Source organism: Streptomyces collinus (assembly GCF_031348265.1).
GTDB classification, from domain to species: Bacteria; Actinomycetota; Actinomycetes; order Streptomycetales; family Streptomycetaceae; genus Streptomyces; species Streptomyces collinus.
The window spans coordinates 8,684,584-8,696,992 of the sequence record NZ_CP133771.1; the positions used below are offsets into that span (position 1 = coordinate 8,684,584).

9 protein-coding genes and 1 pseudogene are annotated in these 12,409 nt (G+C 71.5%); 5 read left to right on the forward strand and 5 right to left on the reverse strand.

All coding sequences use genetic code 11. The features are described 5' to 3' along the window. Window positions 1–29 precede the first annotated feature (29 nt). Both RFN52_RS39185 and RFN52_RS39190 read left to right on the forward strand, forming a co-directional pair. Window positions 30–845 (forward strand): GNAT family N-acetyltransferase, encoded by an 816-nt coding sequence (locus RFN52_RS39185; RefSeq protein WP_311241174.1) that lies wholly within the window; start codon window positions 30–32, stop codon window positions 843–845. A 219-nt stretch (window positions 846–1,064) separates the two neighbouring features. After that, complete coding sequence (locus tag RFN52_RS39190; protein ID WP_311241175.1) at window positions 1,065–2,321, forward strand: C40 family peptidase; 1,257 nt, start codon at window positions 1,065–1,067, stop codon at window positions 2,319–2,321. Window positions 2,322–2,358: 37 nt separating this feature from the next. On the opposite strand, the gene RFN52_RS39195 is transcribed toward RFN52_RS39190, so the two are convergent. Further along, entirely contained in the window at window positions 2,359–3,882 is a 1,524-nt protein-coding gene (locus tag RFN52_RS39195) for a dienelactone hydrolase family protein (protein WP_184853647.1), read from the reverse strand. Window positions 3,883–4,016: 134 nt separating this feature from the next. Between RFN52_RS39195 and RFN52_RS39200 the strand changes: the two genes are divergently transcribed. Then, on the forward strand, window positions 4,017–4,976 hold the full coding sequence (locus tag RFN52_RS39200; RefSeq protein WP_311241176.1) for a helix-turn-helix domain-containing protein: 960 nt from the start codon (window positions 4,017–4,019) through the stop codon (window positions 4,974–4,976). 219 nt (window positions 4,977–5,195) lie between these two features. On the opposite strand, the gene RFN52_RS39205 is transcribed toward RFN52_RS39200, so the two are convergent. Continuing rightward, window positions 5,196–5,495, reverse strand: a complete 300-nt coding sequence (locus RFN52_RS39205; protein WP_184853648.1) for a barstar family protein — start codon at window positions 5,493–5,495, stop codon at window positions 5,196–5,198. 191 nt (window positions 5,496–5,686) lie between these two features. Here RFN52_RS39205 and RFN52_RS39210 point away from each other — a divergent pair, with 191 nt between their 5' ends. Beyond that, window positions 5,687–7,963, forward strand: a complete 2,277-nt coding sequence (locus RFN52_RS39210) for a catalase (RefSeq protein ID WP_184853649.1) — start codon at window positions 5,687–5,689, stop codon at window positions 7,961–7,963. A gap of 239 nt (window positions 7,964–8,202) precedes the next feature. On the opposite strand, the gene RFN52_RS39215 is transcribed toward RFN52_RS39210, so the two are convergent. The 3 genes and pseudogenes from RFN52_RS39215 to RFN52_RS39225 all read right to left on the reverse strand — a co-directional run. Then, window positions 8,203–8,574, reverse strand: a complete 372-nt coding sequence (locus RFN52_RS39215; protein WP_311241177.1) for an Ldh family oxidoreductase — start codon at window positions 8,572–8,574, stop codon at window positions 8,203–8,205. Between the two features lie 144 nt (window positions 8,575–8,718). Continuing rightward, a complete protein-coding gene (locus RFN52_RS39220) occupies window positions 8,719–9,444 on the reverse strand; it encodes a GntR family transcriptional regulator (RefSeq protein WP_184853650.1) in 726 nt (241 codons plus the stop codon). Between the two features lie 92 nt (window positions 9,445–9,536). Beyond that, window positions 9,537–10,496, reverse strand: a pseudogene (locus RFN52_RS39225) (extracellular catalytic domain type 1 short-chain-length polyhydroxyalkanoate depolymerase); the annotation flags it as partial. 422 nt (window positions 10,497–10,918) lie between these two features. Between RFN52_RS39225 and RFN52_RS39230 the strand changes: the two are divergent. After that, on the forward strand, window positions 10,919–12,373 hold the full coding sequence (locus RFN52_RS39230) for a 3-hydroxybutyrate oligomer hydrolase family protein (RefSeq protein WP_184853652.1): 1,455 nt from the start codon (window positions 10,919–10,921) through the stop codon (window positions 12,371–12,373). The last annotated feature ends 36 nt before the right edge of the window (window positions 12,374–12,409 follow it).

Below are 12,409 nucleotides of genomic sequence, written 5' to 3' on the forward strand. Positions count from 1 at the left end.
CTCCTGACTTCGACGATCATCCTGAGCGAGTGCTGCTTGACCGGCTCGAGGAGTACTACGACGCAGTCCCGCGGCACGGCGCCCGCGTCGAGGACCACGGGCCGCTCACCCTGTTCGTGCGGGAGGGCCGGGGCTGGCCGTTCTACGCACGTCCCGCACAGGGACGGTCCGGACGACCGCTGCATCCCACCGACGTTCAGAAGGTGCGGGCCCGCCAGCGGGAACTGGGGATCCCGGAGACCTTCGAATGGGTCGCCGAGACCACACCCACGCTCCGGGCAGCGGCCGAGGGGGCGGGACTCGTGGTCCACGAACATCCGCTGATGGTGCTCGATCCCGGTGCTCCCGCGGCTGATGTGGACGGGGTGTCCGGCAACGTGTCCGTCCGGATCGTAAGCGCGGACGATCCGATCCTGCCCGGCGCCCTGGCCGTTCCCCGCCTCGCCTTCGCCGAGCCCGGGACCCAGGTCGGTCTCGCGGGAACACCGCAACTGACGGAAGTGATCGACGCGTGTGTCGCCGACGGATCGGTGGAACGCGCGATCGTGCGGGTCCGGGCAGGTCTGACAGTGGTGGCGGCAGCCGTCGAGCACGGATCAGTGCTGTCCGCCGGACAGCACCAACCGCTCGCAGGGGTCAGTGAGATCGTCGGTGTCGGAACGCTTCCCGCAGCCCGCCGCCGAGGTCTCGCACGCGCGGTCACCGCGGCACTGGTGGCCGACGCCCGATCGAGGGGCGCGGCAACCGTGTTCCTGTCGGCAGGTGACGACGATGTCGCGCGGGTCTACGCCCGACTCGGCTTCCGCAGGGTCGGGACGGCACTGATCGCCGAACCCGCCGAGTAGGGGCGAACGTCACAGAGGCATATCAGGCAATTCGCAACTTCGATCTTCACGGAAGGCTCACAAGTTGGCTAAGTTGGTTACAGCATGCACGACTTCCACCGATGGACAGGTGGTTCCGTGCGCTCTCGGACCGAAGGAGTGCCCTTTCCATGGCGCTGGAACGAACCTCGCGCCTCGGAGTGACCGAGGCCCGGCTCTCGCGGTTGGCGGGTGTCCGCAGTGGCGCATGACGGCGAGGGGCCGAGCCCTGACGAGGTCCGGCGGCGGATCGACAGCCTCTACGACCGGGCCGAGAGCGACACCGGCACCTTCAACGCGACCCGCGCCGCCGCGATTCCGCGCCAGCGAGGCGCGGTAACCCGCGGCCGGTCCGAGGAGGACACACAGCCGGCGGTCGGAGCCCTCGCCCGGCAGTGGTTCGACGTCGCCCGCGCCAAGCTGGGCCCGTCCGTGCCGGCGTGGCAGTCGGACCGGAAGGTACCGGTCAAGCCCGAGCGCGCACCCGAGGCGGCACGACCTGCGCGCCCGGCGGAACGTCCCGCGGAGCGTCGAGCCCTCGAAGCGCCCCCGGCGGAACGTGCCGCGCAACTCCGCGCCATCGAAGCGCCCCCGGCGTCCACCGGTGTTGCGTGGGAGCTGCCCAGCGGATCAGCTCAGGCGCCTGCCGCCGAAGCCTTCCCGGAGCTGTCCGACCAGCGTGCCAACATGGTGGCGGCAGGCGAAGCGCGGCTCGTCGAGAGTGCCTTGCCGGCCGGTGCACAGCCAGGTCTCGACGGCGATGCGGCGGCGTGGCCGCTGTACGAGCCCGCACCAGCGGCCGCACTGGAGTCCGGCCCGCAGTCCCTCGCGGTGCTGCCCGCCGTACCGGCCCCAGCCGCGGTTGCCTACCAGGCGGATCTCCTGACAAGCGGTACGGAGACCTACGGTGCCGGCCCAGCGACCGGCGCGACCGCACTGTATGCCACGCCCCTGTCCGGGGACCTCACCGCTTACCACGCTTCCGTTACACCGGCCGACATGACCACCACGACCCATGGCGCCGGTCTGCCCGACACCTACGGTGAATCCTGGTTGACGCCGACGCCGACGCCGACGCCGACGCCGGTCGTCGGCCGCAGCACGCAGGCCGAGCGGGTGATCGCCTTCGCCCGCGCGCAGATCGGTCTGCCGTGCGTATGGGGCGCGGTGGGGCCGGGATCGTACGACGCCGCCGGTCTCGCCCAGGCCGCATGGAGAACGGTCGGTGTCACGCTTCCCCGGACCACCCAGGCCCAGTGGAGCGCGGGCGTTCAGGTCCCGCTCACCGAAGTCCAGGCCGGGGACCTGGTCTTCTTCCACGACGACCTCGGCCATGTCGGCATCTGGAGCGGCGACGGCATGATGATTCACGCGTCCGGCCCGGGAGCGCTCATCCGGGAGGAGTCGGTGTTCTTCGCCGGCCAGTCGGCCATCAAGGGGGCGATCCGCCCGGCTTGACATGCCGCGCGGGGGAGAACCGACGCGGCTGGGGGATTCACCCGGTCAGATGGGTGACCACCGAGCGCATCGCCCGGTGCAGGGCGGGGACCGTCTCCTCCGGCGCATCGAGGGTTTCGAACCCGTGGTGGCCGTTGGGAACATCGACCAACTCCAGTCGCGCAGCGCTGTCGTCCGCGGCGGTCACGAAGGCATCGACCGTCGCGGCGATCTCCGGAGCCTCCCGCCCGGCGCGGAGGAGGACGATGGGCAGGGGGCCCGCCTGTCCGACCGCCCTGGCGGGATGGAAGCGGCTGCCGGCCATGCCCCAGGCGGGAAGGGGCGCCAGGACGGGATAGGACGCGGCCAGGCAGCGCAGCCAGGCGGGCGGCCCTGTCAGCCAGTCCGTGGTGAGGAGACCCCCGCCGGAGAAGAACCACAGGGCGATCCGGTCGGCGTCGACCCGGGCGTCGGACCGCACCAGGTCCACTCCGGCGGCGATGTCCGCGGCGGCGCGGTCATAGTCCGCGATGTCGTGGAGGCGGTGGTCGAGAGTCGCGCCGACCATGCCCTCGGCGGCGGCCATGCGGGCGTATCCCACCAGGGTCGGCCACTCGCGCGGCCGCGGCCGCGCTCCCGCGGGCACGGGTCCGCCGTGCACGAAGACCACGGCCGGTCGCGGGCCCTCGCCGTCGGGGACGTACAGATCGACATGACCTTGACGGTCGCGAGGAAAGGCGGGGACGTCCAGCGGGAACGGGCGCAGGTGGGCGGGCGCCGGTGCATCGTCGCCGGCCGGCCGCAGGCGGTGCCCCTCACCGGCCGCGGCCCGCAGCAGGACGTCGGCCAGTGCGTCGGGGCACGACAGCATCGGCCAGTGCCCGGTGGGAAGTTCGAAGAAGGTGACCTGAGGTTCGGTCAGGGCGGCCAACGCGGGGTCGCCGAAGTCGACGAGCCTCTGCACCTGGTCGATACCGGCGCCGTTCCGGGCGCACAGCACGCCGGTGACGGGAACCGCCGCCACCGCCCCGGTCAGCCGCAGCGGCTCAAACAGAGTGCCCAGCGGCTGCGGCGCCGCCAGGGCGGTCAACCGCTCCAGGGCCGCCTCGTCGACATCGGCCGTACTGCCCCAGCGCTCCCACTCGCCATGTCCCGGTGGTGTCAGTACGCCCTCGCGCTCGCCCGCCTCGGCGCGTTCGGCCAACTGCGCGCGCAGCGCCTGGTCCGGCACGGCGGCCAGCGCCGGAACGCCGTTCTGCGGCATCCCGCAGTCCAGATACACGACGCGTGCGATGCGCTCCGCCCGCCGGTCGGCGGCACCGAGCACCGGGTGGATCCCGTAGTCGTGACCGACGAGCACGATCTCCTGTCCGGATGCCACGTCCACCGCGTCGATCACCGCGATCACGTCCTCGATGTGCGCCTCCAGACCGACGTGCGCCGATGTGGCGGGCCGGGCCGGGTCGATGCCCGTGAGCGGGACAGCGTGCGCCGCGCCACCCGCCGCGACCAGCTGCGCGGCCGTCTCTTCCCAGACATGGGCCCCGGTGAACACACCCGCAACCATGATGAACACGTACACACAGTCCTCCCCGGACTCTCAGGCTTCGTCGAACTCGTCGAACTCGTCTCATGACGCCGCGCCGGTCGTGAACGCCGTCGTCCGCGGGCCGCCGTGTCTGCCTCGCCCGCGCACCGGTACCGTAGGAACTCCCCTTGAGGGAGGTTCAACTGTCGACGTCGCACGAGCTGTTGTGGAGCATCGGGGAACTCGCCGAGCGCGCCGGTGCCACGGTGAAGACCGTCCGCTTCTACTCCGACCAGGGCCTGCTCCCCGAAGCCGCCCGCAGCAGTGGCGGACATCGCCGGTACGGACCCCAGGCACTGGAACGACTGCAGCTGATCCGCTCCCTGCGCACCCTTGACCTGCCCCTGCCCGAGGTACGCCGCATCCTCGACGACGCAGAGGCAACCGGCCGTGTCCTGGAGGACGCCCTCGACAGCCGCCTGCGCGGGCTCGGCAGTGAGCTGAAGGCCCTGCGCTGGCGGGAAGCGGCACTCCAACTGGTGCGCGACTGCCCGCCGGCTCAGCGCGCAGGTCGGCTGAGGCTGCTCAGCGTGCTGAGCACCCCGCCGAGCACCGCACCACTGGCCAGGTTCTGGCGCGCCTGGCTGCCACCACGGATGCCACGCTCGGCGACTGCGGCATTCCTGGAGGCGGCCGTCCCTCAGCCGCCCGACGAGCCTCACCCTTCCCAGGTGCTCGCGTTCGCCCGGCTGAACGCGATGACGACGGCCCCCTGCCCGGACGGTCGGCAGCCCCAACCGGACGTGCACCGCGTGGCAGGGGCCGGCGGCGCTGTGCTGCTGTACGCGGGCCTCGCCGAAGCATTCGAACTCGCGGCCTCACACCTGCGCCGGGCACACGCCCCGCACCCAGGTGAGGCCCTGGACGCGTACGTCGCTGCATATGCGAGCGCCTTTCGCAGCCGCGACACCCACGCATTCCGCCGCTCGCTGGCCGCCCGGCTCTCCGCCGAGGCGCGCCTGAACCAGTACTGGGAACTCGCCGCCGTCGTTCTGACTCCGCCCGGCCGCAGCCCCCAGCCGACCCCGGGCTCCGCGGACGACTGGCTGCGCGCCGCACTGCGGCTGGACAACGCCGGAGCCGCGTAAGTCCCGTCCCACCGTTTCGACGACGCCACGACTCAGTCGGGCAGCGCGCTGGAGCGTGGGCACAGGGCCACAGGAGCAGGGCCATCGAGTCGTACGAACGTCTCCTGACCGACTGCCGGCGGGTGTTCGGCACGGACGACCAGCGGACCCGGCTGGTCGCGGCCAACCTGGCGGCTCTTGGGGGACGTTGACCGATGCACTCCGACGATCGGCCCTGCTCTAGGAGTGCACGACCAGGCGCGACCGCCGTCCGGCGAACGAGCTGCGCAGCGCCCGTGCCTCACGATTCCGCGCAGCGAAGACACCCTGCCTGTCCACGTGAACGACCAGGACGTCGTAGCGGTCGATGACCTCGGAGATGCCTCGGGTCTGGATGGTGTCCCGCCAGGCATCCGTATTGCGGCCGAACCACTCCGGCAGCCCGCAGGGCCCGGTGACGGCGTCCCAGAAGTCGTCGAGCGTCTCGATCGACTGCTCCCGCAGGTCGACCACCAGCTCCGACTCCGTCTTCTCGGCCATCGCAGCAGCGTAACCAACCTCATCCAGCCGTGCAGCGGTCACGGGAGACAGATGCCCGTCCCGCCGCTCCACCCCCGGACATGACCAGGGATTCGTCCGGCGTAGCCGGGTACCCGGCGGCCGAATTCGGAGCGTCCGATCCATGTTGGCCGCACCGGCCATGGCCGGCTGAAGCAGAGGGAACGATAGCGATGAGCCAGCCCAACCCCATCAAGCGGGCGGCAGACAAGGTCACCGAAGCTATCCAGGGCACCGGCGCAGGGCCGGAGGAAGGGATTCCGGGCAAGCCGGCCCCGGATTCCCCGAGCGTCGCGGAACCGGTGGAGCCGCGTGAGCCTCTGCCCCCGAAGCCCGACCAGAGCGGGCCCGGCACGATGTCGCCCACGGGGCAGGCGACCGGCGCGGCCCCGGCACGCATGGCCCAGTCGGGCGCCCATCTGACGAACGCCCAGGGCACACGGCTCCACGACACCGATCACTCGCTCAAGGCGGGTCCGCGCGGACCGGTGCTGCTGCAGGACCACCACCTGCGCGAGAAGGTCATGCACTTCGACCACGAGCGCATCCCGGAGCGCGTCGTGCACGCACGTGGCGCGGCGGCGCACGGCGTCTTCAAGAGCTACGGCACCGCGGCCGCCGTCTCGAAGGCGGCGTTCCTGGCAGCGGGCGCGGAGACGCCGGTGTTCGTGCGCTTCTCGACGGTGCTGGGGTCCAGGGGCTCCGCCGACACGGTGCGGGACACGCGCGGGTTCGCGACCAAGTTCTACACCGACGAGGGCGTCTTCGACCTCGTCGGCAACAACATGCCGGTCTTCTTCATCCAGGACGCCATCAAGTTCCCGGACATCATCCACGCCGGAAAGCCGCACCCGGACCGGGAGATCCCACAGGCCCAGAGCGCACACGACACCTTCTGGGACTTCGTCACCCTGCACACCGAGGCCACCCACCACACCCTGTGGAACATGTCCGACCGGGGCATCCCGCGCTCGTACCGGATGATGGAGGGCTTCGGCGTACACACCTTCCGCCTCGTGGCCGCCGACGGCTCCACGACGCTGGTGAAGTTCCACTGGAAGCCCAAACTCGGGGTGCACTCCCTAGTGTGGGAGGAGGCGCAGATCGCAGGGGGCGTCGACCCCGACTTCCACCGCCGCGACCTCGCCGACGCCATCGAGGCGGGCGCCTACCCGGAGTGGGAGCTGGGCATCCAGACCTTCCCGGACACCCCGGAGCAGACCTTCGAGGGCATCGACCTGCTCGACGCGACCAACCTCGTCCCCGAGGAACTCGCCCCCGTACAGCCGATCGGGCTGCTGACGCTCAACCGCAACCCGTCCAACTACTTCGCCGAGACCGAGCAGGTCGCCTTCCACGTCGGCCACCTGGTGCCCGGCATCGACATCACCGACGACCCGCTGCTCGCCGGACGGCTGTTCTCCTACCTGGACACCCAGATCACCCGGCTGGCCGGCCCGAACTTCTCTCAGCTCCCCATCAACCGGCCGCACGCGCCGGTCAACGACATGCTGCGGGACGGCTTCCACCAGGACGCCGTGCACCGGGGCGTCGCACCGTACCGGCCCAACTCCCTCGACGGCGGCTGCCCGTTCCTGGCGGGGGCGGACACCGGAGCGTACGTCGAGACGCCGGTACGCGTACCGGAGGCGACGAAGGTCCGGGAGGCTCCCGAGTCGTTCTCCGACCACTTCAGCCAGCCGCGCCGGTTCTGGCTGAGCATGAGCGCGGTGGAGCGGGAGCACATCATCGGCGCGTACACCTTCGAGCTGGGCAAGTGCTACGAGCAGGCCGTCAAGGAACGGGCGCTGCAGGTGCTGGCCAACATCGACGGAGAGCTGTGCGCTCGCGTGGCCGAGGGCCTCGGCCTGCCGGCGCCCGAGCCGACCCTGCCGCCGGCCGACGTCGCACCGAGTCCCGCGCTCTCCCAGGTCGGGCAGTCCTGGCCCACCGACGGCCGCCTCATCGGCATCGTTTCCGGCCCGGACGGGGACCTGGACGGCGTGCGTGCGGTGCGCGAGGCGGTGCTCGGCGCGGGCATGGTGCCGCTGGTCATCGCCCCCACCGGCGGCAAGCTGGGCGCAGGCGACGACCCGGTGACGGTTCAGCGGACGCTCGCGACCGCGCGGTCCGTCGAGTTCGACGCGCTGCTCGTGGCCGGCGCACCCGCGGCGGGCGTCGACGCCTACGGCTCCCGCGACGCCAAGGCCTCGCCCACCGGGCTGCCGGGGGCCGTCGATCCGCGGGTGAGCCTGCTGCTGTCGGAGGCGTTCCGCCACGGCAAGGCGATCGGCGCCTGGGCGGGCGGCGACACGGCACTGGAGACGCTCGGGATCACCGCCGACGCGCCTGGCGTGGTGGTCGGCCGGGACGGCACCGCCGTGCTGGAGCAGTTGCGGGAGCTGATGGCCGCCCACCGCGTGTGGGAGCGTTTCGTCGCGACGGCCTGAAGCGGGCCGAGCGGCCGGGCTGCGGCGTCCGGGAGCAAGGACCGTGAGTACGTGCGCGTCGCCCGAGCCGTCGACAGTGAGAATCTGCGAGGCAAACTGGAAGCCGCTGCACGGTCCGACAACCCCTGGGCACGGCGCCATGCCGGCCACTTCTCCCTGCCGCCCCACGGTGCCATCGCCGGGCTGGCATTGGTGGCCAGCATCGCCACACAGCCCGCCTCGGCCGCCTTGCGGGTGAATCACGCGGCTGTCCCGAAGTGCCCGGAGTTGCGGACCGCGATCGCACTGATGCCGTGCTCCCGGGCCCGGTCGATGCCCAGACGCGTCGCGCGGTCGGCGAGGACCTGTCCCAGTCCGTCCTGGCCGTCCACCACGAGGACCGCGCCGTTGTCGCTGACGACCCGAGGGGCGGCCGTCGCGGCCGTCGCACCGCTCCGGATGCGGGCGAGGTACCACGGCAAACGCAGCATCCCGTGCGAGGGGTGACCCCACAGCTCGGCGGTCACCAGCGTGTCCGCCAGCAGACGGGCGTCCTCGGGCGGGACCCCGTGGGCTTCGGTGGTGGCGGCGGCGAACCTCAGCAGGTCGACCGCCGCGACGGTGTGCGGCATCAGACGGCCCTCACCCTCGAGCGGAAATGTATCCACTCGTGTATACAGCAACGGCCGGCGCGGAGGGACAGCGCCGTCCGCGAAGGGAATCGACTCTCCGCTCCTGTGGCACTCGGTGGCACCCGGTGGTGCCGCCCGGAGGCGTCAGCCGGCCATGCCCACCTGTACGTCGGCACCGAGCAGGAAGTCGTGTGCGGTCAGGCTGTCGATCAGGGCCCGCAGCGTCTGCGCCAGGTGGTGACGGCAGGCGGCCGACGCGGCCTGGGCGTCGCCCTGCGTGATGGCCTTCAGCATGGCGCGGTGTTCCTCCAGCGACGTCAGCATCCGGCGTGGCCCACTGTGGGAGAGATGCCGCAGCCGTACGGTCTGGCTCCGCAGATCACGGATCGTGCGGGCGAGGTAGGGGTTGCGGCACGCCGCGATGACCGCCTGGTCGAACGACTCGGTCAGATCGTAAAAGCCCTGGTAGTCCCGCTCCTGTTCGGCCGCGCCCAGCGCCCGGAAGGACGTGTCGAACTCCTCCAGCTGCTCCAGGAGTTCCCGGAACGGCACCAGGACGTGATCGCGGGCCGTGCCCGACGTGGCGACCGAAGCGGTCGCCTCCGGCTCGAGCAGCATCCGGAACTCGAACAGGGCGCGCACTCCGCCCAGAGAGATCGACGCCACGCGGGCCACCTCGCCCGGCACGAAGTCCACCAGCCCCTCACGGGCCAGCCGCCGGATCGCCTCCCGCACCGGGGTACGGGAGGCCCCCAGCTCCTCGCCGAGCTGGACCTCGCTCAGCTTCGCCCCGGGGCGCAGGCGCAGCGACTCGATATCCCCCTTCAGCCGCTCGTACACCGCTTCGCTCTTGCCAGTGGCCCGGACCATGACACTCCTCGTCGCCTACCCCGCACATCGGGCTGTATACAGCCTATCGCCGTGGCGCGCGCCCAGGTCCACCACGACAGGCGTCAGTATTCGTCGAGGCCCCAGAAGCGGGCGGTGTGATAGCTGGAGCAGATGGTGTCGCGGTAGTAGGTGCCGACGCTGCCGCACTGTTCGGTGCCGCTGCCCGGGTCGACGGCCAGGCCGTGGCCCATGCCGGAGACCGAGTAGACCTCGACGGCGGAGCGGCCGGAGGAGTCGTCGTACACGCTCAGTGTGGTGCCCCCGCCGAGACGCTCCGTACGGGAGGGCGTCTGACCGATGCCCCACACGTTCGTCCACTGATCGCGCAGCTCGTTCGCGTTGGCGGGCTGCACGGTGGTGTCGGCGGTGCCCTGCCAGATGGCCACGCGCGGCCAGGAGGCCGTGCCGGCCGGAGCGGCCGAACGCACCAGATCCCCCCACTGGGCCGGGCTCTTGTCCGGCGGGACGTACATGCAGGTGTAGGCCGTGGCCAGGCTGCTCGCACAGCGGGCGGGCAGCCCGGAGGCGATGGCCCCGCCCGCGAAGACGTCGGGGTAGGCGGCCAGCATGTTCGCCGTCATGGCGCCGCCCGCCGACAGGCCGGTGAGGTAGACGCGCCGGGTGTCGCCGCCGTACAGCGAGACGGCCTTGTCCACCATCTGCTTGATCGACAGTGCCTCGCCACGGCCGCGTCCGCTGTCGCCCGGCTCGAACCAGTTGAAACAGGAGTTGGCGTTGTTGGCGCTGCTCGTCTGCGGCAGGACCAGCGCGAATCCGTAGGCGTCGGCGAACTCGGGCCAGCCGGAGTGCGCGTAGTAGTCGTTCGCGCTCTGCGTGCAGCCGTGCAGGGCGACGACCAGCGGGGCGCCGGCAGGCAGTGCGTCCGGCGCGTAGGTGTACATCGACAGGTTGCCGGGGTTGGTGCCGAAACCGGCGATCTGAGTCAGACCCGCGGCGGATGCCTGGGGGCCCACGGCGAGCAGACTGCCCGTCAGGGCCACAGCCCCGGCGGTGGTGGCACAACGGCGCATGCGTGCGGCGAGGGTCCGGGAGAAACGGCGAGCAGGACGCGACTGTCCCATGACGACTGCCTCCTGATGTTGTGGGGGGCCTCGCCGGTACCGGCAGGACCGGTGACCGGCGTGCGGTGCATCATCGGCGCTCTCGTCCCGGTGCCGGCATGGGCGGGACAACCACCGGTGACGGGAACCTGTGTGACGGCGCGACATATCCCGACTCCTGAAGGGGCGTGTACGGCAGGAACCCACAGGCCCGCGGGGCCGGGGGGAGAGGGAGAGACGCGAAGCGCCGTGCACAGAGCACCCCGGGTGGTGCCCACGACTACGACGTGACTCTGGATGGTGGTCGGCAGCCCCATATGCCGCGACGAAGCCGCGCCCTAGCCTCCGGCGCATCCGCATCCGCATCCGCATCCGACCCCGGAGGTCCCTGAATGCCCTTCTCCCTCCGTTCCTTGCCACGCTTCCGGAGACGAAGCGGAACGGCGGCGCTCGCCCTGACCGCCCTCGTCCTCACACCCACGTCCGCCGCGGCGGCACCGGTCAGCCCGAGCGACCACCACTGCCCGCGTCCCACACAGGTGCGCGTACCGGGGGCCGAGTACCAGCGGGCCGCCTGCCTGGGCGAGTTGACCACGGCAGGCACGGTCGCCTCCGGCCACACCGACCCGGCCGACTGGGCGGGCCTGACGCCCAAGGACCTGCCCGTGCCCAGCGGGGTTCCCGGCATCCAGATCGACGGCTACTTCCCCGACACGTCGACCACCAACACCAACAACGGATGGAATCACGACGCCCAGTTCGTCATGCGCCTGCCCGACCGTTGGAACGGCGGTCTGGTGGTTGCCGGCACCCCCGGCAACCGGGAGCAGTACGCCAACGACCGGGCCATCGCCGACTGGGTGCTCTCCCGCGGCTATGCCTACGCCGCCACCGACAAGGGCAACACCGGCCTGGCCTTCCACCGTGACGGCAAGAAGCCGGGCGACGCCATCGCCGAATGGAACGAGCGGCTCACCCAGCTCACCCGCGCCGCCCGCGCCACTCTCACCCGGCACTACCACCGACCGCCGGCACGCACCCTGGTGACCGGCATGTCCAACGGTGGCTACCTCGTGCGCTGGCAGTTGGAGAACCATCCCGGCCTCTACGACGGGGGAGTCGACTGGGAGGGCACCCTCTGGCGCTCCGGCGGCCCCACCCTGCTGCACTTCCTGCCCGTGGCGCTCCGTCACTACCCCGCGTACCGCGCCGGGGGTGAGGAGGCCGAGGCGGCGCGCAAAGCTCTGCGGGCCGCCGGCTTCCCGGCCGGTTCCGAGTTTCTCTGGCCGTACCACCACCAGGTCTACTGGGACCTGACCCAGCGCATCTACCGCGAGGAACTGGACCCCGGTTTCGACGGCACGACCGAGGCGGGCACGCCCTTCTGCGCGCCGGACACGCCGGCCTGCGACGCCGAATACGACTATGCCGCCCGGCCCGACGAGGTCCGCAAGGCCGTGGCGGAGATCGCTCTCACCGGCCGGATCGGCAAACCGCTGATCACCCTGCACGGCACCCTGGACGTCCTGCTGCCGATCGCCCAGGACTCCGACGTCTACGCCCGCATGGTGCGCCAGGCCGGCCGCGACCGACTGCACCGCTACTACCGCATCGAGGGCGGCACCCACACGGACGCCCTCGTCGACACCTATCCGGAACGCCTGCGCCCGCTGACGCCGTGCCACCGCACGGCCTTCACGGCCCTGGAGAGCTGGCTGTCGCAAGGGCACCGCCCGCCCGCCTCCCACACCGTCCCCATGCCCGCCGAAGGAGACTCCGCGACCCGCCTGAGCACCTGCTCCCTGAACACGCGCGCGGACGCGGATCCTCCGCCCACCCATCGGTGATCAGTCCCCGCTGCGTACCGCCAGGACGCCGCGCCC